The organism is Kitasatospora sp. NPDC041988, from assembly GCF_055588525.1.
The window spans coordinates 131,708-154,089 of sequence record NZ_JBVJCO010000013.1; the positions used below are offsets into that span (position 1 = coordinate 131,708).

At 70.8% G+C, this 22,382-nt stretch carries 20 protein-coding genes; 18 read left to right on the forward strand and 2 right to left on the reverse strand.

Going from position 1 to position 22,382, the window contains the following annotated elements; all coding sequences use genetic code 11:
• Nucleotides 1–19: 19 nt before the first annotated feature.
• The 10 genes from ACZ6NC_RS15890 (at nt 20) to ACZ6NC_RS15935 (ending at nt 12,495) form a co-directional block, all read left to right on the forward strand.
• On the forward strand, nt 20–562 hold the full coding sequence (locus ACZ6NC_RS15890) for an ester cyclase (RefSeq protein WP_465732989.1): 543 nt from the start codon (nt 20–22) through the stop codon (nt 560–562).
• Complete coding sequence (locus ACZ6NC_RS15895) at nt 559–1,119, forward strand: ester cyclase (RefSeq protein ID WP_465732991.1); 561 nt, start codon at nt 559–561, stop codon at nt 1,117–1,119. The genes ACZ6NC_RS15890 and ACZ6NC_RS15895 overlap by 4 nt, the downstream gene beginning before the upstream one ends.
• Nucleotides 1,120–1,209: 90 nt before the next feature.
• Nucleotides 1,210–3,528 carry an MMPL family transporter gene (locus tag ACZ6NC_RS15900; RefSeq protein ID WP_465732993.1) on the forward strand — a complete coding sequence of 773 codons (2,319 nt, stop codon included), beginning with the start codon at nt 1,210–1,212 and terminating at the stop codon, nt 3,526–3,528.
• A gap of 20 nt (nt 3,529–3,548) precedes the next feature.
• Nucleotides 3,549–5,108: an MFS transporter gene (locus ACZ6NC_RS15905; protein ID WP_465732995.1), complete on the forward strand. Its 1,560-nt coding sequence runs from the start codon at nt 3,549–3,551 to the stop codon at nt 5,106–5,108.
• A complete protein-coding gene (locus ACZ6NC_RS15910) occupies nt 5,105–6,088 on the forward strand; it encodes an ester cyclase (protein WP_465732997.1) in 984 nt (327 codons plus the stop codon). Before ACZ6NC_RS15905 ends, ACZ6NC_RS15910 begins: the two co-directional genes overlap by 4 nt.
• A gap of 107 nt (nt 6,089–6,195) precedes the next feature.
• On the forward strand, nt 6,196–7,302 hold the full coding sequence (locus ACZ6NC_RS15915; RefSeq protein WP_465732999.1) for an FAD-dependent oxidoreductase: 1,107 nt from the start codon (nt 6,196–6,198) through the stop codon (nt 7,300–7,302).
• A 120-nt stretch (nt 7,303–7,422) separates the two neighbouring features.
• Nucleotides 7,423–8,937 (forward strand): phytoene desaturase family protein, encoded by a 1,515-nt coding sequence (locus ACZ6NC_RS15920; protein WP_465733001.1) that lies wholly within the window; start codon nt 7,423–7,425, stop codon nt 8,935–8,937.
• A 63-nt stretch (nt 8,938–9,000) separates the two neighbouring features.
• Complete coding sequence (locus ACZ6NC_RS15925; protein WP_465733003.1) at nt 9,001–9,549, forward strand: ester cyclase; 549 nt, start codon at nt 9,001–9,003, stop codon at nt 9,547–9,549.
• Nucleotides 9,550–9,577: 28 nt separating this feature from the next.
• Nucleotides 9,578–10,972, forward strand: coding sequence for a cytochrome P450 (locus ACZ6NC_RS15930; RefSeq protein WP_465733005.1), 1,395 nt, complete (start codon nt 9,578–9,580; stop codon nt 10,970–10,972).
• Complete coding sequence (locus ACZ6NC_RS15935) at nt 10,972–12,495, forward strand: cytochrome P450 (RefSeq protein ID WP_465733007.1); 1,524 nt, start codon at nt 10,972–10,974, stop codon at nt 12,493–12,495. Before ACZ6NC_RS15930 ends, ACZ6NC_RS15935 begins: the two co-directional genes overlap by 1 nt.
• 69 nt (nt 12,496–12,564) lie before the next feature.
• Here ACZ6NC_RS15935 and ACZ6NC_RS15940 read toward each other — a convergent pair whose 3' ends face one another.
• Together ACZ6NC_RS15940 and ACZ6NC_RS15945 are read right to left on the reverse strand one after the other, a co-directional pair.
• Complete coding sequence (locus ACZ6NC_RS15940) at nt 12,565–12,897, reverse strand: non-heme iron oxygenase ferredoxin subunit (RefSeq protein ID WP_465733009.1); 333 nt, start codon at nt 12,895–12,897, stop codon at nt 12,565–12,567.
• 78 nt (nt 12,898–12,975) lie between these two features.
• Entirely contained in the window at nt 12,976–14,283 is a 1,308-nt protein-coding gene (locus ACZ6NC_RS15945) for an ABC1 kinase family protein (RefSeq protein ID WP_465733011.1), read from the reverse strand.
• A 278-nt stretch (nt 14,284–14,561) separates the two neighbouring features.
• Between ACZ6NC_RS15945 and acpS the strand changes: the two genes are divergently transcribed.
• From acpS to ACZ6NC_RS15985, 8 genes are all read left to right on the forward strand, one after another.
• On the forward strand, nt 14,562–15,029 hold the full coding sequence (gene acpS, locus ACZ6NC_RS15950) for a holo-ACP synthase (protein WP_465733013.1): 468 nt from the start codon (nt 14,562–14,564) through the stop codon (nt 15,027–15,029).
• A complete protein-coding gene (locus ACZ6NC_RS15955; RefSeq protein WP_465733015.1) occupies nt 15,014–15,478 on the forward strand; it encodes a hotdog family protein in 465 nt (154 codons plus the stop codon). Before acpS ends, ACZ6NC_RS15955 begins: the two co-directional genes overlap by 16 nt.
• The gene (locus tag ACZ6NC_RS15960; protein ID WP_465733017.1) at nt 15,475–16,752 is read left to right on the forward strand and encodes a beta-ketoacyl-[acyl-carrier-protein] synthase family protein; all 1,278 of its coding nucleotides are present in this window, start codon (nt 15,475–15,477) and stop codon (nt 16,750–16,752) included. The genes ACZ6NC_RS15955 and ACZ6NC_RS15960 overlap by 4 nt, the downstream gene beginning before the upstream one ends.
• Nucleotides 16,749–17,195, forward strand: a complete 447-nt coding sequence (locus tag ACZ6NC_RS15965; RefSeq protein WP_465733019.1) for a 3-hydroxyacyl-ACP dehydratase FabZ family protein — start codon at nt 16,749–16,751, stop codon at nt 17,193–17,195. The genes ACZ6NC_RS15960 and ACZ6NC_RS15965 overlap by 4 nt, the downstream gene beginning before the upstream one ends.
• Complete coding sequence (locus tag ACZ6NC_RS15970; protein ID WP_465733021.1) at nt 17,192–18,493, forward strand: beta-ketoacyl-[acyl-carrier-protein] synthase family protein; 1,302 nt, start codon at nt 17,192–17,194, stop codon at nt 18,491–18,493. The genes ACZ6NC_RS15965 and ACZ6NC_RS15970 overlap by 4 nt, the downstream gene beginning before the upstream one ends.
• 219 nt (nt 18,494–18,712) lie before the next feature.
• A complete protein-coding gene (locus tag ACZ6NC_RS15975) occupies nt 18,713–21,103 on the forward strand; it encodes a beta-ketoacyl synthase N-terminal-like domain-containing protein (protein ID WP_465733023.1) in 2,391 nt (796 codons plus the stop codon).
• Nucleotides 21,100–21,867, forward strand: coding sequence for a 3-oxoacyl-ACP reductase family protein (locus tag ACZ6NC_RS15980; protein WP_465733025.1), 768 nt, complete (start codon nt 21,100–21,102; stop codon nt 21,865–21,867). Before ACZ6NC_RS15975 ends, ACZ6NC_RS15980 begins: the two co-directional genes overlap by 4 nt.
• 73 nt (nt 21,868–21,940) lie before the next feature.
• A complete protein-coding gene (locus ACZ6NC_RS15985; RefSeq protein WP_465733027.1) occupies nt 21,941–22,345 on the forward strand; it encodes an acyl carrier protein in 405 nt (134 codons plus the stop codon).
• The last annotated feature ends 37 nt before the right edge of the window (nt 22,346–22,382 follow it).

Below are 22,382 nucleotides of genomic sequence, written 5' to 3' on the forward strand. Positions count from 1 at the left end.
CGGAGAGACGATGCCAAGCATGACGGTGCCCATCGCGCCGGACATCAAGCGAATTGCGCCGCGTGTTCTCGACGAACTGTGGAACAAGCGCGATCTGGGCGTCATCGACGAGCACTTCAGCCCCGGCGTGGTGACCCATGTGCCGCTGCCCGGCCAGCCGGAGATCCATGGCATCCCCGGCCTGAAGGACCTGGCCAGGCAGATGTTCGAGGCGATACCCGACCTGGCGCGCCGCTCCCACGAGGTTCTGGCCGATGGCGACAAGGTCCTGGTGCGGGGTGAGTTGACGGGTCACCAGCGCGGCATGCTGATGGGCATTCCGGCCACCGGACTGCCCACCCGGCTCTCCGAGCACGTGATCCTGCGCTTCGAGGGCGACACGATCGTTGAAATGTGGCAGCAGGCCGACTACCTGGGCGTGCTCACCCAGCTGGGCATCACGCCGCCCGAGGACGCCGGACCGCTCGGCAGCGTCGCGCACACCTTCAAGACCGTCGGCCGGCTCGGCGCCCTGATCGCCAAGGACCGGATCAAGCAGCGAAGGAAGGGTGCGGCCCGATGACCGTCGACGAGCAGCTGCAGGGTGTCGGGAACAGTGCGGCGGGCGGCGGATTCAAGCTGACCCGCGAGCACATTCTGATGGTCTCCGACCTGTCCTGGTCGAGCGACAACTCCCGGGCGCTGCCCTGGTACTCGCCCGACTACAAGTGCTACCTGCCCGGACGCCCGATCCTGAACGGCGGACAGGAGTTCCTGGACACGCTGAACCTGGTCAAGGCGGCGAAGCCGGACGTGCAGATCGACTGGCACAACATCCTCATCGACGGCAATGAGGCAGTGCTGCACGTGACCTTTCGCGGCACTCATCTCGGCCCGCTCTTCGGGATTCCGCCGACCGGGCGCCGGCTGGAGATCGGCGAGATCATCATCGAGAAGTACGACGACGAGGGCCGCATGCGCGAGTTCCGGCAGGAGGGCGACTACGCCGGGATGCTGACCCAGATGGGCATTGTCCCGCCGCCCGGCACCGGACCGCTCGGCACCCTGGCCCACTCGGTACGCACGGCCGTCCGGTTGTCCTACCTCGACCGCAAGTACCGCAAGGCACAGGGCCGGTAGCCCGACGCGCGCAGGTGCGGGGGCCGTCACTTCGGTACGCGCCCGAGCATCCCACCCCTTGAGATCGGATGAGATCGGAGCATCATGCTCGTGCGTATCGGGAGGGCTGTGACGGCCCGCCCCAAGAGGTTTCTCCTCGCCATTCTCGGGTTTGTCGTACTGAGCGCAGCCCTCGGCGGCGGGGTGGTCAGCAAGCTGGCCGCCGGCGGCTTCGACGACCCGGCCGCGGAATCCACCCAGGCTCGCCAGGCACTGGCCGACCAGTTCCACGTCCAGGGCATCAACCTCGTCCTGGTGGCCACCGCGAAGTCCTCGGTGGACGCCCCCGAGGCGACCTCGGACGGCACGGCGCTGGCCGGGCGGCTGAGCCGCGAGCAGGGCATCGAGCAGGTGGCCTCCTACTGGACCAGTGGCAAGCAGCCGGCGCTGAAGGACGGCGACGGGCGGGCCGCCCTGGTGCTCGCCCACATCTCGGGCGACGAGACCGCCGCGGCCAAGCGGATCGACGGGCTGCGCAAGGAGTACGCGGGCACCCAGGGTGCCCTGGAGGTCAAGCTGGGCGGCAGTGTGGCCGCCGCGCAGGACACCGAGGCCGCGGCGCAGCAGGACCTGATGGCCATGGAGCAGATCGCCTTCCCGGTGCTCCTGGTGGTGCTCATGCTGGTCTTCGGCAGTCTGGTGGCCGCGCTGCTGCCGATCCTGATGACCATCCCCGTGGTCGTCGGCGTCCTACTGTTGCTGCGGGTCATGGCGATGTTCATGGACGTGTCGGTGATCGCGCTCAACGCCACCACCATCATCGGCCTGGGCCTGGCCATCGACTACAGCCTGTTCGTCGTCTCGCGCTACCGCGAGGAGCTGAACGCCCGAGGCGGTGACATCACCGACCGGGCTGTGCGTTCGGAGGCCATCGTCGCCGCGGTCCGCACGGCGGGGCGCACGGTGCTCTTCTCCGCTCTCACCGTGATGCTGTCGCTGGCCGCGCTGGCGATCTTCCCGCTGTACTTCCTGCGCTCGATCGCGGTGGCCGGCATCGGGGTGTCCCTGTTCGCCGCACTGGCCGCCATCATCGTCGTCCCGACCCTGCTCGCTCTGTTCGGCGCGAAGGTCAACAGCCTGGACGCCCGCAGGCTGCTGCGCCGCACTCGGGCGCGGGGCGCGACGGCCGCCGGCCGGACGGCGCCGGAGCACGGCCTCTGGCACAGGGTCGCCACCCTGGTGATGCGCTTCCCGGTGCCGGTCGCAGCCGTGGCCGTGGTCGCCCTGGTGGCCCTCGGATCGCCCTTCGCCGGCGTCAAGTTCAGTCTGCCCGACGACCGTCAGCTGCCCAAGAGCTCACAGAGCCGCCAGGTCGGCGAGACGGTCAGGACCGCCTTCGGCTCGCGCTCGGCGGACGAGATCACGGTCGTGGCCACCGGGATCGGCGACGGCAGGACCAAGACCGGCGAGATCGGCTCCTACGCCCAACGGCTCTCCCAGGTGGCCGGGGTGGCCTCGGTGAGTTCGTACGCCGGTGAGTACCGGGCCGGCACTCTGGCCGGCGCCCCGGGCCCCGCCGACCAGGCCACCGCCACCGAGGCCGGAACGTACCTGCGGGTGGTGCCGTCGGTGGAGACGTACTCGGACAGCGGGGAGCGCCTGGTGCGGGACCTGCGCGCGGTGAGTGCGCCCTGGCCGGTGAAGATGACCGGAGCCGGGCCGGCCCTCGCGGACACCAAGCAGACCCTCGGCGACCATCTGCCGATGGTGCTCGGGTCTGTGGCGGTCGCGATGATCGTGCTGCTCTTCCTCTTCACCGGGAGCGTGGTGCTGCCGCTGAAGGCGCTGGTGCTGAATGTGCTCAGCCTCAGCGCGACGTTCGGCGCGATGGTGTGGGTCTTCCAGGACGGACACCTGTCGGGGCTGCTCGACTTCACCGCCACCGGCGCACTGACCGCGGTTGCCCCCATCCTGATGTTCTGCCTGCTGTTCGGGCTCTCCATGGACTACGAGGTGTTCATGCTCTCGCGGATCAAGGATGCCCACGACGCGGGTGCCGACGACGTGACGGCCGTGGCCGGCGGGCTGCAGCGCACCGGTGGGCTGGTCACCTCGGCGGCCGCCCTGATGGGTGTGGTCACCGTCGCGGGCCTGTTCACCAGCACCATCGCCTTCCAGAAGATGTTCGCGCTCGGACTCACGCTGGCCCTGGTGATCGACGCCCTGGTGGTCCGTGGTCTGCTGCTGCCCGCCTTCATGCGGCTGCTCGGGCCGGTCAACTGGTGGGCGCCCGGGCCGCTGCGCCGCTTGCACCGTCGCTTCGGCATCGCCGAGGCGCCGGTTGCGACCACCGAGGGTCCGTCAGCCGGCGACAGCGACTCGCGCGGCCTCACCGACCCCCGCCCCCTAACCGGCCGCTCGGCCCAATGATCCAGAGGGAAGCCGTTGCCGTGAACTCTTCTGCCGTGCACCGAAGCCGCTGGCGCATCCTCGCCGTCCTGTGTCTGAGCCTGATCGTCACCGGCATGGACAATCTGATCCTCAATCTCGCGCTGCCCCGGGTCCAGCACGACCTCGCGGCCACCGGCGGGGAACTGCAGTGGATCATCGACGCGTACACCCTGGCCTTCGGCGGGCTGCTGCTGCTCGCCGGCGGGCTCGGCGACCGTTTCGGGCGCAAGCGGGTGCTGCTCGCCGGCCTGGTGCTGGTCCTCGGTTTCAGTCTGGCGGCCGCGTACGCGAGCAGTCCCACCCTGCTCATCGCCATGCGGGCCGGCATGGGCATGGGCGGTGCGTTCGTCATGCCCGCCACCCTGTCCATCATCAAGAACATCTTCCCGGCCGGGGAACAGGCGAAGGCGATCAGCATCTGGGCCGGCTCCGGTGCCATCGGCGTGCCGCTGGGACCGGTGCTCGGCGGGCTGCTCCTCGAGCACTTCTGGTGGGGCTCGGTCTTCCTGATCAGCGTGCCGATCGTGCTGGTCGCCCTGCTCGCCTCGGCGGTCATGGTGCCCGAGTCCCGCAACCCCGAGCGCACCGCGCTCGATCTGGTCGGCGTGCTGCTCTCCGTGGCCGGTCTCGGCGTGCTCGTCTACGGCATCATCGAGGGCCCCCAGTACGGCTGGACCGATCCGGTGACGCTGTCCGCGCTCGGGGCCGGAACGGTCTTCCTCGCTGCGTTCGTCTGGTGGGAGCGGCGCACCGCGCACCCGATGCTATCCGCCGCGCTGTTCCGGGCTCCCCAGTTCGCGGGGAGCGCCGTCGCGATGTTCTGCGTGAACTTCTGTCTGTTCGGGCTGCTCTTCGTGGTCACCCAGTATCTTCAGTTCGTCCGTGGCCACGGGCCGTTGGCGGCGGGGGTGCGGCTGCTGCCGGTGCTGACCGCGATCATCGGCGCCGGCCTCGGCGGCAAGCTGGCCGAGCGGATCGGCATCAAGCCGGTCGCCGTCACCGGTCTGGTGGCGCTCACCGGGAGCATGCTGCTGATGGCGCGGGCCGACGCCGGTGCGGAGCAGCTCGCGCTCGGAGCCCTCGCGCTGTTCGGCTTCACCATGGGCCTGGTGCTGCCGCCGTGCGCCAACGCCATCCTGGCTGCCGCGCCCGAGGAGCAGGGCGGCGCCGCGTCGGCGGTCACCGATGCGACCCTCCAGGTGGGCGGCTCGCTCGGGATCGCGGTGGTCGGCAGCGTGCTGACCACCGCGTACCGCGACGGTCTGCCGGACCTCGGCGGACTGCCCGAGCCCGCCGCCAGTGCGGTCCACGACTCGCTCGGCGGAGCGGCCGAGGTGGCCTCCCGGATCGGCGGTGAGGCCGGCGGCGGCCTCCTCGCCCTCGCATCGGACGCCTATGTCGGCGCGCTCGCCGACGCGATGACGGTTGCCTCCGGGGCGGCCGCAGCCGGAGTGCTGGCCACCTTGCTGCTGCTGCCCGGTCGAGCCCGGCCGGACGGCGCCGCCGCACCCGTTCCGGCTCCTCAACTGCACGACCGTGAAAGGAATCCAGTCGCATGAAGGAAAGTCAGCCGAAGGAAGGTGTCGAGATGTCGGACGGCAAGCGTGTGAAGAAGAAGAGCAAACTCCTGCGGGTCCTGATCGTGGCTGTGGTCGGGGTGTTGCTCGCCGTCTTCACCTGGGGCAACGCGAACGCGGCGCAGGACGCCGCGGGCCGGCGCGACCAGCGGGTCGACACGCAGGGCGAGGCGAGCAAGAAGGTGGTGCTCGGCTTCTACACCGAGATCCTCGCGAAGCACCAACTGGAGCGCGCCGGCGAGTACATGCGGGATGACTACATCCAGCACAGCCCCGGTCTCAAGCAGGGACTCCAGGGTTATTTCGAGGACTACCACCTGTTCCACAGCATCTTCCCCGACCTGACCGCCACCATCCACACGGTGGTGCCGCAGGGCGACAAGGTCATGCTGCTGGCCACCTTCACCGGACACCAGGTGCAGACCGGCAAGGAACTGGTGTTCGAGACCGCCGAGTTGTACCGGGTGCAGGACGGCAAGCTCGCCGAGCACTGGGACGCGGTCGACTACGCAGCCATGCAGGCCTTCGGTGTGAACCTGCCCGGCGGTGACGAGCCCGGCACCCCGGTCGACTGGCGCGGCACCCGGCAGCAGCGGCAGAACCAGGTCGCCCTGCTGTGGACGGTCGACCTCTTCTACCGCAACCCGGGCCTGTCGCTGCCCGGCGCGATCGCCCCGGACCTGATCGAGCACCAGCGCGGTGTCGCGCCCGGCGCCGAGGGCCTGCAGGAGAACCTGCGCAGCTACCGGGAGCGTTTCCCCGACCTGAGCTTCGAGATCAAGCACACGGTCGTGGACAACAACCAGGCTGTCGTCTTCTGGGTCTGGCACGGCCACGAGAAGGGCACCGGCAAGGAGTTGCGGTTGAACCGGGCCGATGTCTTCCAGGTGAAGAACGGCCGGTTCGTCGAGCACTGGAGCCGGCTCGACTATCGGGCGGTCAACCCCTTCGGCCTGGTGTGACCCCGGCCGAGGACAGCTGAGACCACACGGGTGCCGGTCCGGGAGACACGCTCCGGACCGGCACCCGCGGTTATGAACAACTTCCGCGAGAGCAAGGGGAATCCGGCATGGCACGACGGTCAGTGATCATTGTGGGCAGTGGAGTGGGCGGCCTCGCCCTGGCCGGGATGCTGACCCGGCAGGGCATGGACGTCACGGTCCTCGAGCGCTCTGCGGCGCGCCGGGACGGACTGGCGATCACCATCTGGCCCAACGCCCTGCGCGCGGTGCGTAGTTCGGGCGGCGAGGAGATGTACGAGGCGCTCCTGAAGATCTGCCAGCCGATCGGCTCCGCGCGGATGTTCAACGGCGCCGGAAAGCAGCTGGCCGCCATCGACCTGGGCTTCCTGCAGCAGGACTACGGCGTCACCGGCCAGGGGGTGACCCGCGCGGAGTTGCTGGACACCCTGATCGAACAGGCCGGCACCACCGTCCGGTTCGGCGCGGAGGTCGTGCGGTGCACCGCCGACGGAACCGTCGTACTGGCGGACGGGGAGCGTCTGCGCGCCGACCTGATCGTCGGCGCCGACGGCGTGGGCTCCACCGTCCGCGCCGGACTGCTGCCGCCGGGCCAGGACGAGCGCCGGGAGAACCCGTTGGAGAGCTGGCAGGGCGTGGTCGACCGGGGCAGCGTCTGGACGTACCAGGGAACCGACTTCCACTTCGGAGCCAAGGGGACCTGCGGCATCATGCCGCTGACCCGGGACCGGGTGTACTGGTTCGTCGACGGCTCGATCGACGAACCACCCACCGGGGAGGGCTGGCCCGAGGTGGTGCGCGAGTTGGTCTCCCGCACGCCGGCCGACCAGCTCTTCCCCGGCCAGGCCTGGGATCGCCGGCCGGTGCGCAACTGGGGGCGCGGCCGGATCACCCTGCTCGGAGACGCGGCCCATCCGATCCTGCCCACCATCGGCCAGGGGGCCTGCATGGCCCTGGAGGACGCGGCGGTGCTCGCCGCCCGCCTGGCCCGCACCGACGACGTGGAGGCGGCGCTGCGCAGCTACGAGGACGACCGCTATCCGCGAGTCCTGAAGCACTTCGAACGAGCCCGGGGAATGCTGCGGATGCGTTCGCTGCCGTCGCCGCTGCGCGACCGGATGATGGGCGGCATGCCCCGGCCGCTGCTGACCCGCCTGTTCACCCGGTCGACGCTGCCGCTCACCGAGTTCCGCTGAGCCCGGGCGGGCGTGAACAGCAGGCCGGATGAGAGCGCATCGGCCAACTGCCTGTATCCAGCGGGGCGGTGGCCGGATCTTCCTGAGTGAAGAGAGCACCGCACACCTCCTGGAGGTTCGATGACCAGCACAGCACCACCTCTGACGGACACGGACTTCGATGTGATCGTGGTTGGCAGCGGTCTCGGCGGCCTGTCGGCGGCGGCCTATCTGGCCAGGTTCGGGCGCCGGGTCCTGGTCGCCGAGCGGGGCGCCGGGATCGGCGGCTACGCCCATGCCTTCCGGGCCGGCGAGCGCTACTACGACCCGGCCATCCACGTGGTGCCGGGCGCGGCCGAGGGCGGCACCATCGACGTTCTCCTGCGCTACCTGGGCGTACGTGAGATGTGTGACTTCGTCGAGTCCGACGCCCTGTACCGGGTGGTCATCGACGACGACGTCCTGGACGCGCCGTTCGGCTCCGAGGAGTTCATCGCCGCGCACGTCAAGCTCTTTCCGCACGAGGAAGCGGGCATCCGGGGCTTCTTCGGGCTCTGCGAGCAGTTTCTGGCCGAGGCCCATCAGGTCCCGGTTCAGCTGTCGCCCAAGGAGCTCAGCGAGGCGGTCGAGCGCTTCCCCACGCTGTTCGGGCACCGGCTGTCCACCCTCGGAGAGGTGCTCGACCAGTACATCTCCGACCCGCGCTGCAAGGCGTTCTGCAGCGCCGGCTGGCCGTACATGGGGCTGCCGCCGTCCCAGCTCTCCTTCGAGCTCTTCGCCCGGTTCCTGTACACCCAGATGCACGGCCTCTACCACTGCAAGGGCGGCTTCCAGCACCTGGTGAAGGCCTTCACCACGGCGATCGAGCGCGACGGCGGCGAGATCGTCACCAATTCACCCGTCGAGAAGATCCTGATCCGCGACGGGCGCACCGAGGGCGTCGTGCTGGCCGGCGGCCAGGAACTCCGGGCGCCGATCGTCATCTCCAACGCGGACGCCACCCACACCTTCCAGGACCTGGTGGGCCTGGAGCATCTGCCGAAGGCGTACAACCGCCGACTGCGTTCGCTCAAGGGATCCATGTCGATGTTCGTGGTGTACGCGGCCACGACCCTGGACATCGCGGCGGCGGGCGGGGCGCACGAAACCTTCATCTACGAGTCCGACGATCACGACCGCAACTTCGCCGGTTTCTCCGAGGGTGAGGCGCCGGCCACCGTGGTGGTCGTCCCCACGCTGCTCGACCCCAGCCTCGGCCCGCCCGGCGAGCACCTGGTCACCTCGACGGCGCTGGCTCCGTACGAGGGTCCGGAGCCGTGGGAGGAGCTGAAGCCCAAGCTGCAGGAGAAGTACCTCAACCTGATCGAGCGGCTCTACCCGGGGTTCAAGGCCGGACTCACCTTCGTCTCCAGCTCGACTCCGCTGACCCTGGAGCGCTTCACGGGCAACCACCGCGGTGCGGCCTACGGCTGGGAGAACACCCCGATGCAGGCCGGCAGCAAGCGGCTGACCTACCACACCCCGATCGAGGGGCTCTACCTCTCCGGCCACTGGGCGCAGGCCGCCAGCGCACTGCGGGTGATCGTCTCCGGCAGCCACACCGCCCAGGAGATCCTCCGTGCCGCCGGTGTGACCGATGTCGGCCCGGAGCTCTGAACGCGCCCGGTTGCGCACGTTCACCCATCCCGTCACCAGTATTCGCTCCCGAAAGGACCGCTGATGTCGCGTCCCGCCCGCATCGACACCCAGTCCGCCGCCAACTCCGACGGATCGCTCGACAAGACCTACCACGAAATGGCCCGCCGCTACATCGAGGAGGTCTGGGACAAGAACAACGCCGAGACCGAGCGCGAGCTCCTCTCCACTGACTGGAAGGACCACATGCCGCTGCCCGGCTGCCCGCAGGGCCCGGCCGGCCACCGCGCGGCCGTTCAGCTCATGCACGACGCCTTCCCGGACCTGCGGTTCTTCCTGGACGACGTGGTGATCATGGGGGACAAGGTCATCGACCGCTGGACCGCCACCGGGACCTTCCACGGCGAGCTGTACGGATTCCCCGGCACCGGCCGCCGGATGACGATGACCGGCCTGGACTTCCACGTCGTCCGGGACGGGAGGTTCTCCGAGCTGTGGCACGAGGAGAGCACCGCCTCCATGGTCGAGCAGTGCGGCATGGCCCCGGAGCCGGGCAGTGGTCCGGGCGCCATCCTCAAGCTCACCTTCGGGAACATCCTGCACGTCGCCCGGCACAAGATCCGCAACCGCTGACGACATCTCACCAGTAGAGCGAGGCAGCATGAGTCTGACCCTGAGCGGCCGCGTCCGCCAGGCCCCGGGGCCGCAGGGCTATCCCGTGGTCGGCTGCGGCCCCGACCTCGTCCGCGACCTGGTCGGCACCTTCACCCGGGCCTGGCGCGACTACGGCGACATCGTCCGGTTCCGGCTTCCGGGCAAGCGCAACCTGTTCCTGATCGTGCATCCCGACCACATCAAGCATGTGCTCGACGACCGGCAGCCCAACTACCCCAAGGACCCGCTGTCGGTCGGCAAGTTCGAACCCTGGGTGGGGCAAGGGCTGTTCACCAGCAACGGCGAGTTCCACTTCCGCCAGCGACGGCTCGCCCAGCCCGCCTTCAAGGGGTCGCGGATCTCCGGGTTCGGGCCCGCGATGGTCGACGCCACCAGCCAGCTGGTCTTGGACTGGCACGGGAGGGCCACCCGCGAGGAGACCTTCGACATCACGCCCGAGATGTTCCGGCTGGCGCTGACCATCGTCATGCAGACGCTGTTCAGCACCGATGTGAGCGGCCGGGCGGGCGAGTTGGCTCGAGCGGTGCGGATCTGCAACGCGTACACCAATGTGCGCCTGCAACGCTTCGTGGAGCTGCCCCAGTCGCTGCCCAGCCGGGCGCGCACCCGGTTCCTCCAGGCGCGCGCGACCCTTGACTCCTTCGTCTACGGGCTCATTTCCGAGCGCCGCCGGGACAGTTCACCTCCGGACGACCTGCTGACCCGGTTCCTGAACGCCCAGGACGAGCAGACCGGCGAACGGATGTCCGACAAGCAGCTGCGCGACGAGGTCGTCACCATGTTCCTCGGCGGCTACGAGACCACGGCGCTGTCACTGGTGTGGGCCTTCTCGCTGCTCTCGCGGCATCCGGAGGCCGAGCGCAAGGCGAGGGCGGAGATCGCCGAGGTGTGCGGGGACCGTGAGCCGCAGGCCTCGGACCTGCCCAAGTTGCGCTACCTGCGGGCCTTCTACCAGGAGGTGCTGCGGCTCTACCCCTCGGTGTGGACGCTGTCGCGCAGCCCGCTGGAGGACGACGAGATCGGTGGCTACCACATCCCCTCCGGGTCCCAGGTGTTCATCAGCCCGTACCTGATGCATCGCCACCCGCAATTCTGGGAGAACCCGGAGGGGTTCCGTCCGGAGCGGTTCGAGAAGAACGCGACCGGTGGCGCCCCGCTCTACGCGTACATCCCGTTCTCCCGCGGGCCCCGGCTGTGCCCGGGATCGTCGGTGGCCGTGCTGGAGGCTCCCCTGGTCATCGCGCGGATCCTGCAGGCCTACCGGCTGACCCTGGCCGGCGGGCATGTCTGCGAGCCGACGTCGAATGTCTTCCTCTATCCGCGCGGTGGGATGCCGATGCGATTGCAGCACTTCACGGCAGCCGTGGAAGGAGCGCTCTGATGCCGGGGGAACGCACGGTAGGGCGGCGGCCACCCGGCCCGCGCGGACTGCCGCTACTCGGCTCCGCGCTCGACTTCCGCCGGGATCCGCTGGGCACCTTCATCGCCGCCTGGCGCGAGCACGGCGACCTGGTCCAGTTCAGAGGACCGGTGCCCGTCGTCCTCGTCACCCACCCCGACCACCTCAAGCACATCCTCGCGGACCGCTTCGACAACTATCCGCACCCCGAGGACTTCAACCGCAAGGTGGGAGTCTCGGTCGGCCAGGGGCTCGTCACCAGCGAGGGCGAAGTGTGGCGCGCCCAGCGGCGCACGGTGGCGCCGACCTTCCGCAGGGAGCCGCTGGAGCAGTTCGCCGGTGTCATGGCGGACAGCGCCGCCGCGATGCTCGACCGGTGGGAGCGGACCGCGCGCTACGGGGAGGTGATCGACGCCAGGACCGAGATGCAGAGCCTCACCCTGGAGATCCTCGCCCGCTGTCTGTTCCGTGCCGACTGGTCGAGCGACGCCTTGTCGCTCGGCCACGCGGTCGCGGTCCAGCTGGAGCACATCAACAGCAAGCTCATCGCCGTGGCCGACATCCCGGAACGGGTGCCGACCCCGCGCAACCGACGCTTCCGCGCGGCCCGCGCGCTCCTTGACGACACGGTGTACCGACTGATTACCGAGCGGCGCCGGCTGCCGGCCGAGGGGGAGGCGCAGGACCTGCTGTCCATGCTGATGCGCACCCCCGACCCGGAGACCGGGCGGCTGATGACGGACGAGCAGCTGCGCGACCAGGTGATGACGCTTTTCATCGCCGGGCACGAGACGGTCGCGGCCACCCTGTCGTGGATCTGCCATCTGCTCTCCACCCGGCCCGCAGAGACCGAGCACGCCAGGCAGGAGGTGCTCGACGTCCTCGGGGACCGCCCGCCGACCATGGAGGACCTGCCGCAGCTGAAGTACCTGAAGCTGTTCATCCAAGAGGCGCTGCGGCTCTACCCGCCGCTGTGGCAGGTGGCACGGATGCCGCGTGAGGACGACGTCCTGGGTGGCTACCACATCCCGGCGGGCTCCTTTCTCCTGCTCAGTACGTACATCACGCACCGCAATCCGGAGTTCTGGGACAACCCCGAGGGCTTCGATCCGCTCCGATTCACCCGCGAGCGGTCGGCCGGCCGGCCCAGGTACGCCTACGTCCCCTATGTGGGAGGGCCCCGCAACTGTGTGGGACTGGCCTTCGCCAACATGGAGTTGACCATCGTGGTGGCGTCGATCCTGCAGCGCTTCCACCTGGACATGGTGCCGGGGCATCCGGTGGTCATCCAGCCGGACATCTCACTGCGGGCCAAGCACGGCATCAAGATGACGCTGCGCCCGGTGCCGGCGCGCGGCGCGGCGCCGGGCATCACCGAACCGGCCGCCGCGACGGAAGCGGTGCGGGAGCCGGCCGCCGAGCCGGACGGGGAACCGGCGGCCGGCTGCCCTCTCGGACACGGGGCGGCGCCGGCGGAGGTCCCGGCTGAGGTTCCGGCCTCCTGAGACGACCGAAGGCCGGGGGTGGGTGCGCATCGTGCGCGACCGCCCCCGGCCTTCTTGGTTCCGGCTTTCTCAGTCGGCGGTGTGTGCGGTGGGCGAGAGATAGATGTCGCTGCCCTCCACCCGTGCCGTGAACGCCGGCACCGCCTCGGTCGCGGGCAGGTCCAGGGCCTCGCCGGTGCGCAGGCAGAACCGGCTGAAATGCCACGGGCACTCGATGGTGCCGTCCTCCACCTCGCCCTCGGACAACTGGGCTCCCTCATGGGAGCAGAGCCCGCTGATCGCGTGGACCGCATCGCCGACCCGGCTGAGCAGCACCGGACTTCCGCCCAGGTCGACGGTGAGGATTCCATCCGGCGGGATCTGTTCTGTGCTCGCCACCAGTATGTCGTTCTGGGTTTCCACAGTGGTCCTCTCAACTCTGTTTGGACGGGAAGTTGGACAGGAAGTCGGACGGGAAGCCGGGCGGAAGGCGGGCCGGGTCTAAACGAAGCCGGGCAGGCCCGCCAGCGCCTCGGCGCGGATCTCCACCTGGGCGCCGAGCTGGCAGAGCATGGCCAGCGTGGCCAGCCAGACCCGCTGGACCAGCGCATGCTCGGGAGGCATCCGGACGTGCGTCCGAATGGTCTGGGACTCCTTGGTGAGCGTCGCGGAGCGCATCACCTCGCGCATCCAGTCCCGATCGAAGGCGAAGATCTTCTCGGAGAGCGAGGCGGCCATCGGGGCCATCGCCGTGTACAGCCAGTCGAAGTCCTGGTGGCGATCGTCGGGTTTGAGCATCCCGTGCGCGCGCAGCACCTCGGCCATGCCGTCCGGATCGCCGTTCGCGCAGGCGCTCATCACGCCGCCGATCCATCCCGGCAGGCCGTCGGGGAGGCGGGTGACGGCTCCGAAGTCCAGCACGCCGAGCCGGCCGTCCTCGCGGAGCCGGAAGTTGCCGGGGTGCGGGTCCGAGTGCAGCAGGCCGATCCGCTGCGGTCCGGCATACATGAGGCGCACCAGCAGCAGGCCCAGCCGGTCGCGTTGCTGCTGGGTGCCGGCGTCGATCACCGCGGCCGCGGGCGTGCCGTCCAGCCACTCGGTCACCAGCACCCGTTCGGTACCGAGCACGACGCGCGGCACCACGAAGTCGGGGTCGTCGGCGAAGGCCTCGGCGAAGGCGGTCTGCGCCTCGGCCTCCTTGCGGTAGTCGAGTTCCTCCAGCATCCGCTCCCGGACCTCGCGCAGCAGGTCGCTGATCGGGAGCCCGTCGGCGAACGGCGCGATGACCAGGCCGAGCCGCTTGAGATTGCCCAGATCGGAGTGCAGGGCGCGGTCGGCGCCGGGGTGTTGGACCTTGACGGCGACCTGCGTCCCGTCCCGCCAGACCGCCCGGTGGACCTGGCCGATCGAGGCCGTGGCGACCGGTGTGTCGTCGAATTCCCGCATCGGCGAACGCCAGTCGTCCCCGAGCTCGGCGCGTAGCACGTTGTTCACCACCGACCTGGGGAGCGCGGGTCCGGCCTCCTGCAAGCTGGTCAGGGCGGCGCGGTAGGGCGCGGCCACGTGCTCTGGCAGGCCGGCCTCCATCACGCTCAGCACCTGGGCGAACTTCTGTGTGCCACCCTTGAGTTCACCGATGATGGCGAACAGCTGCTGCGCGGTGCGCTCCTGGACCTGGGCGCGGACCGCCTCCTGGGCTCCGCCGGCGATCCGGCGGGCGAGGCCGAACGCGCTGCGCCGGGCGTGCCCGATCGGCAGCGCCGCGACCTTCAGCGAACGCCGCAGTGGTCCGTGCGGCAACCCGTTCATGTACCTACCGCCACATGTTTCCGGTCCCGAGTGTCCATCGCTGTCGTTCCTCCCTGGACGCCGGCCTGTCCGCCGGACACCGGGCGCCAACGCCCGCTCCCCCGACAGATCCGGGCCCGGCCGAGCTGGATACACCCTGTCGGTCGACGGGCGCGGCCCGGCGAGGACACCTTCGTAATCCGGTCAATTGCCTGTATCCACCGCCGTGCGGTGTGGATCTGTCCAACTGCAGCGCCGCCGACCAATGGTGCGGTGCACCGACGGGAGGGGGGCCCGGCGTGCGGATCGCGATCGGGGTCGATCTGGTGGAGATCGACCGAGTAGTCAGCCTGCTCGCAGTGAACGAGCAGGCGGAGCGGGACATCTTCACCCCCGGTGAGCTGGCCTACTGCGCGGGCAAGCGCAACCGGCAGGCCCATCTCGCGGGCCGGTTCGCCGCCAAGGAGGCGCTCCTCAAAGCACTCGGCACAGGGCTGGGCCGCGGGCAGGCATGGACGGACGTGGAGGTGGTTGCCACGCCACTGGGGCCTCCGCGGCTGCGCCTGAGCGGCGTGACCGCGCTGCGCTGCGCCGCCGACGGCTGGGGACAGGCCAAGGTCTCCATCTCGCACACCGGCGGCTACGCCATTGCCCAGGCCGTGCTGCTCCCGGCACAGGACGGCACCCACGATCAACCGCAGGACTCGGCGCAAAACGACCCGCGCGCCCGCGCTCTCGACGAAGGATCACCATGCGCTTCCATCTGATCGACCGGATCGACGCCCTGGAACCGGGCAAATCAGTCCGTGCTCGCAAGGCGACCTCCAGGCTGGAGGACCACTGGCGGGACGCCGGACGCGGCCCCGAGATGCCGGCCCCGCTGGTGCTGGAGGCACTGTGCCAGGCCGGTACGTGGCTCATCATGATCACCACGGAGCTGCGTCAGCGCGCCGCCCTGCTCTCCGTCGAGGGCGTCGTCTTCCACAGCCCGGTCCGGCCCGGCGACATGCTCACGCTGGTGGGCGCGGTCGAGTCGTTCGGCGACGAGACGGCCGTGCTGAGCGGCACCGCCTCGGTCGGCGGACGCGTGGTGATGACGGCCGACGCCATCATGTGCGCGCTGCTTCCGGCGGACGAGCTGGAGGACCTGGAGTCCACCCGGCTGCTCCAGCGCCGCCTGACCCGCGCGCTGCCCGAACTGGCGAGCGCCCGATGACCCGGGTGGCGATCACCGGGATCGGCGCGGTCACCCCGCTGGGCACCGACGCGCGGAGTACCTGGAAGGGCATGGTCGCGGGTCGCAGCGGCGTGGGTCCGCTGGAGACCTTCGACGCCGCGGCGATGCCGGTGCGGGTCGCCGGCCAGGTCCGGGACTTCGACCCGGCCGCCGCAGGACCGGCCCGCAGCCGCCGGCACCTGTCTCGGGCCGCACTGTTCGCCGCGGCCGCCGCCCGGGAGGCGCTGCGGGACGCCGGACAGGGCTGGGAGCAGACCGATCCGTACCGGCGCGCGGTCGCCGTCGCCGGTACCGTGGGTCGTCCGCCGCTGCAGGAACTGGTCGACATGTCACACCAGTTGGAGGCGAGCGAGTACCGCGACCTGTACCGGCAGGCACCCGCCGATGTGCTGTTGCGCAACCAGAACCTCGGCAGCAGGGCGGTGGCCGAAGCGGTCGGCGCCCGAGGCCCGATGCTGAGCCTGAGCACCGCTTGCGCCGGAGCGGCACACGCCGTCGGCGAGGCCTATCGGGCGATCCAGGACGGCGAGGCCCAGCTGGTGGTGGCCGGTGGCTTCGATGCCCTGACCACCTGGATGGACGTGGTCGGCTTCTCGCTGCTCGGCGCGCTGACGGACCGTTGGAACGACGAGCCCGAGCGGGCCTCGCGTCCCTTCGAGGCGGACCGCTCCGGATTCGTGCTCGGCGAGGGCGCGGTCTTCGCGGTCTTGGAGGACTGGGATGGCGCGGTGGCCCGCGGCGCTCGGATCCACGCCGAACTGATCGGCTACGGCTCCTCGCTGAACGCCTACCGGATCACCGACTCGCCGCCCGACGGCAGCGGGGCGATCGACGCGATGCGCGCTGCGATCACCGAGTCCGGGCTGGCGCCCGAGGAGATCGACTACGTCGTCGCGCACGGCACCGGCACCCCGGGCAACGACCTCAGCGAGACTCTCGCGATCAAGCAGGTGTTCGGGGAGCACGCCTACCAGCTGGCCGTCAGCTCGCCCAAGTCGATGACCGGGCACCTGACCTCGGCCGCCGCCGGGGTCAACCTGCTGGCCGCGCTCGGTGCGCTGCGTGAGTCAGTGGTGCCGCCCACGATCAACCTCGACCACCCCGATCCCAAGCTCGACCTCGACTACGTACCGCACAAGGCACGCAGCCGCCCGGTCCGCGCCGTCCTGGTGAACGCCTTCGCCTTCGGCGGCACCAACGCCTGCTTCGTGGTCCGCGGCGCCGCTGCCGGGCCGTCCCAGGAGGAAAGATGAGCACCGCAGCAGAGTTGTACGACACGGCGCAGCCGGGCGAGCACCGGATGGACGGGATCCTGGAGCTGGTCCCCGGCCTGCGCGCGGTCGCCGTCCGCAACGTCCCCGGCACCCTGCCGCTGTTCGCCACCCACTTCCCGCGCTTCCCGGTGCTGCCCGGGGTGCTGATCCTGGACGACATCGCCGAGACCGCCCGGCTGGCGGCCGGTCCGGGCGACTGGACCATGGCCCAGGCCTCCCGGATCCGCTACCGGCGCTATGTCGAGCCGGGCGACCGGATGGTGATCGCGTTCGAGGTGGCCGAGGCCGACCGCGACTCGGTCCGTGGCTCGGCCACGGTGAAGGTGGACGGAAACACCGTCACCACCGTGCGCGACATCCGGCTGGTCCGGGTCGGCAGCCGGCTGACCGCGCTCAGCGGTCTGGACGGGGTGACCGCATGACCCGGACCGGCCGCCGGGTGGCCGTCACCGGTATCGGCCTGGTCACCGCTCTCGGCGAGGGCCGGGCGGAGACCTGGAAGGGCCTGCTGGAGGGCCGCAGCGGGGTCGGCCCGATCCGTGGCTACGACGCGCACGCGCTGACCACCCGGCACGCCGCCGAGCTCGAGAACTTCCGTCCCGAGCTCTACGCCGAGAAACGCGCGCTGCGGATGACCACGCACAACGACCGGCTGGCCATCGCCGGCGCGGCGCTGGCCATGGAGGACGCCGATCTCGACCTGCTGGAGAGCGGGTACCGCCCCGAGCGGGCCGGTCTCTTCATCGGCGGAAACAAGGAGATCTCCAACCCCGAGCGCCTGCTGGCCGGCAGCCTGGCGGCCCGGGACGAGCAGGGCCGGGCCGACTTCCGGCTGCTCGGGGAGCGGATGACGTCCGCCTTCCACCCGCTGTACTACGTGGAGGGCCTGCAGTCGGCCGCGCTCTTCCACCTCTCCCACGCGCATGGTTTCACCGGCCCCAACTCCTACTTCCACGGCACCGCCGACGCCGGCGCGAGCGCCATCGCGCGCGCTTACCGGTCGATCCGGCGCGGCGAGTGCGATGTGGCCTTGACGGGCGGGTCGGACGACGCCGCCTCCTGGTGGAGCATGACCAAGATGGACGGCCTCGGCGTGCTGGCCACCGGCGATCTGCCGTCCGATCGGGTCTTCCGCCCGTACGACCGCGAGCGCAGCGGCTCGGTGCTCGGCGACGGCGCCGCCTACCTGGTGCTGGAGGAGCTGGACGCGGCCCGGGCGCGCGGCGCGACGGTCTACGCCGAGATCCGGGGCACCGCCGCCACCCGCGACGCCGACGGCCTGATCACGCCCGAGCCGGACGGCCACCCGCTGGCGAACGCGATCACCCGGGCGCTGGCGGCGGCCGAGGTGGCCGCCGAGGACGTCTCGTACGTGGCCGCGCACGGCTGCGCGACCCGGCTGGGCGACCAGAGCGAGGCACGGGCGCTGGCCCTGGCCCTCGGCCCGGGGCGTACCGCCGTGGCCAGCAGCGTCAAGCCCGCCACCGGACACCTGGTGGCCGGGGCGGGAGCCCTGAACACCGCCATCTGCGCGCTCGCGCTGGACGGCGGCGTGGTGCCGCCGACCCTCAACCTCGAAGACCCGGACCCGGACTGCCACCTCATGGACTGGGTGCCGGGCCGGGCCAGGGAGCTGCGGCTGCGCCACGCGGTGGCCGTCGCGCGGGGGCTGGAGGGCCAGCAGGTGGCCATGGTCCTGAGTACACCGGAGCAACGATGACAGAACCCCAGGCAGTCGGCCCGGCTGGCGCCCAGAGCTCGCATCAGAGTGCGACCTGGCGTCAGGACCTGCTGCCCCCGCTCGAAATGACGCTGTCCGCGATCGGTTGGAACCCGCTGGCCGCGGCCTCGCAGCACAGCCGGGGCAGCCGTCCGGGCCGCCATCGCAGGGCGGCCCAGCCGGCGGCCCACCGAACCTGCAGGAGAGGAGAGACGAGCGATGCCTGAGTCGTCCACGACGCCGGACTGCTTCGAGGCCGGCGTGGCGATCGTCGCCGCCGGGGCCGTGACCGCGTTCGGCGCGGGGGCCGATGCGCTGTGGGAGGGTGCCCGGGCCGGTCAGGTCGCGATCCAGCCGATCCAGGCCCTGTCCACCGATGGGCTGAGCACCAAGCTGGCCGGCGAGGTCACCGTCCCGGTCCAGCGGCCCGGCAATCACCACCGTCCGAACGGCTTCCGGGAGCGGGCCATCGAGCTCGCGCTGGTCGCCGCCGAGCAGGCGCTGGCGGCCCTGCCGCCGGGCCTGATCGCCCCGGAGCGGTTCGGCATGGTCCTCGGCACCTGCAACGCCGGGCTGCTCTCGGCCCGGGAATGGCTGGCTCAGCAGGCCCTGGGCGAGCCGGATCCCCGGCTGCTGACCTTGGTCACCCCGCAGGCGCTGGCCGAGGCGGTGGCCGCCGCGCTGCGGCTGCGCGGCCCGGTCACCACGGTCAACACCGCCTGCGCCTCCGGCGCCAACGCGATCGGCTGGGCGGCCGACCAGCTCCGTCTCGGCCGGGCCGACGCCATGCTGGCCGGCGGCACCGACGCGCTCTCCGACGTGGTGCTGGCCGGTTTCAACTCCTTGGAGTCGCTCGCGCCGGAGCCGGCCCAGCCGTATTCGGCCGATCGGCAGGGGCTCTCGCTGGGTGAGGGCAGCGGCATGGTCGTGCTGGTCCGCTCCGACCTGGCCGAGCAGCACGGACTGACCGTGCTGGCCGAGGTAGCCGGCTATGGGCTCTCCGCAGACGGATACCATGTGACGGCCCCGCGCCCGGACGGTTCGGGAGCGGCAAGGGCGATCCGCGCCGCACTGCGCCACACCGGGCTGGCCGCCGCCGATATCGGCTACATCAACGGGCACGGCACCGGCACCCCGAAGAACGACGCGGCCGAGAGCAACGCCATCCGCAACGCGCTCGGCGACGAGGAGGCCGCCCGGATCCCGGTCAGCAGCACCAAGTCGGTGATCGGCCATCTGTTGGGCGCCGCCGGGGCGGTGGAGGCCATCGTGACCGCCAACGCGCTGGCCGCGCAGACCGCGCCGCCCACAGCCGGCTACCGGGTGCCCGACCCGGACTGCCCGCTGGACTACGTCCCGGGCAATGCGCGACCGATCACGGCCCAGGCGGCCCTGTCCAACAACTTCGCCTTCGGCGGGGCCAACGCGGCCCTGCTGCTGACCCGGCCGGGCTCCGGCCTGCGCCCACCGGCGCCGCACCGCGATGAGGTGGTTGTCACCGGCATCTCCGTGCTCAGCCCGGCCGGTGACGGTGTCGCAGCGGCATGGCAGCAGATCAGCGGGCTGACCGAGCCGGTCGACGTGGAGTCCGGGGTTCGGGTGGGCCGGGTCGACCTTGACCCGGAGCCGTACCTGAGCCGCAAGGAGCGGCGGCGGATGGACCGGCTCGGTGTGCTCAGCGTGGTGGCCACCGCCAAGGCGCTGGCCGATGCCGGGATCGAGCCCGGCAGCGGGCCGGCCGCAGCAGTCGGTGTGGTCTTCGGCACCGGCATCGGGCCGATGGAGGCGATGGAACGGTTCACCGTGCCGGTGCTCAGTGACGGACCGGCCGCGGCCGATCCGGCGATGTTCCCGAACACCGTCTACAACCAGGCGGCCGGTCAGATGGCCCTTCATCTGGGCCTGCGCGGTCCCACGTCGACGGTCTCGGTCGGCCACGCCACCGGCGCGGCAGCGCTCGGCTACGCCGCCGACCTGCTGGCGGCCGACCGGGCCGAGGCCCTGGTGGTGACCGCCACCGACGCGCTCACCGCCCAGGTGGCGCGGGCCTACGCCGCGATCGGCGCGGCCACCACCCGCTCGGTGGGCAGCGCACCGGACGGCAGGTTCCTGCTGGCCGAGGGCAGTGTGTCGCTGGTGCTGGAGCGCCGCTCCGCGGCCGAGGCGCGCGGCGCCCGGATCCTGGGCACGATCCTGGGTCACGGAATCGCCTCGGACGCCAGCCGGGCCCGGGTCTGGGACCCGCGCGGCGACGGGATGGAGCGGGCCATGCGGGCTGCCCTGCGGGACGCCGGCCTGGCCCTGGACGAGGTGCGTGACCTCTGGCTCTCCGCCGCCGGCCTGGCCTCGGCCGACCGGGCGGAGGCAGCAGCGGTGTACCAGCTGACGGCCGGCGGCACGCAGCTCAGGCTGCATTCCCCCAAGGCCGTGCTCGGTGAGCCGATGGGCGTCGGTGGCGCGCTCGCCACGGCGCTCGCGCTGCACACCGGTGACGGCGCCCCCGTGCTGGTCAACAGCTCCTCGCTGGGCGGCACACACGTCACCCTGGCGGTCCGCGCAGCCCTGCCGGACCCCGCACAGAGCAATGAGACGGAAGGAACCCACTGGTGAAGCTGACCGGACAAGTCGCCCTGGTGACAGGCGGATCGCGCGGGATCGGCGCTGCGGTTTGCCGGGCGCTGGCCGCCGACGGCGCGGCCGTGGCGGTCAACTACCGCACCTCCGAAGGGCCGGCCAAGGAGCTGGTGCGCGAGATCGAGGCGGCCGGCGGCCGGGCCATCGCGGTGGCCGGCGACGTGGCCGAGCACCAGGACGCCGAGGCGATGACGGCCCGGACCGTCGAGGAACTCGGCGGCCTGGACATCCTGGTCAACAACGCCGGGATCGCCCAGGACGCGCTGATCTACCACATGGGTCCGGACGACTGGCTGGACACCATGCGGGTGAACTTCGGCGGCGTCTTCCACTGCACCAAGGCGGCCTTGCCGCACTTCATGGCCAAGGGCGCGGGCGTGATCGTCAACGTCTCCTCGGTGATGGGGGAGCGCGGCTGGATCGGCGAGTCCAACTACGCGGCCTCCAAGGGGGCGGTGAACGCCTTCACCCGCTGCTGCGCGATGGAGTCCGCCCGGTTCGGAATACGGGTCAACGCGGTGCTGCCCGGCTTCTCGCCCACCGAGCTGGTCGCCGGGCTGACCGAAGGCGAGACCGGACGGTCCATCAAGAAGCAGATCCCGATGCGCCGTTTCGGCCCGGTGGAGCAGATCGCCGAGGTGGTGCGGTTCCTGGCCGGCCCTGAGTCCGCGTACATGACCGGCGCGCTGGTCAACGTCGACGGCGGCGCGATGACCGCACTGGGCCTCGGCCGTCCCTGACGGTGTATCCCGCCGCACCGACGACGGATCTGTACTACCAGACACCCCGAAAACAAGCGATGGAGCACTTCTCATGTCTCTGACCCAGATCACCGAAGCAGTCCACGCCGCCGTCGCCGACGCGCTGGCCGCCGAGCCGGACGAGGTCGTGGACGAGGCGACCCTGCTGGACGACCTCGGTGCCGAGTCGATCGACCTGCTGGACATCCTGTTCCGGATCGAGCGCGGCCTCGGCATCAAGATCCAGGCCGCCGAGCTGGCTGAGTACGTCCAGGGCGGCATCCCGGAGGAGGAGTTCGGCGACGAGAACGAGATCGTCACCGAGCGGGCGCTGGCCCAGCTCAAGACCGTGATGCCGCAGATCGACGTCGAGGAGCTCACCGGCCGGCTCAAGGCCACCCAGGTGATGAGCCTGTTCACGGTCGGCAACCTGGTCCAGCTGGTCGCCACCAAGGCGTCCCAGCCGGTGTCTTCCTGACCTCTTCCTGGCCCCCCGCGACCTGCAGCGAACCGAA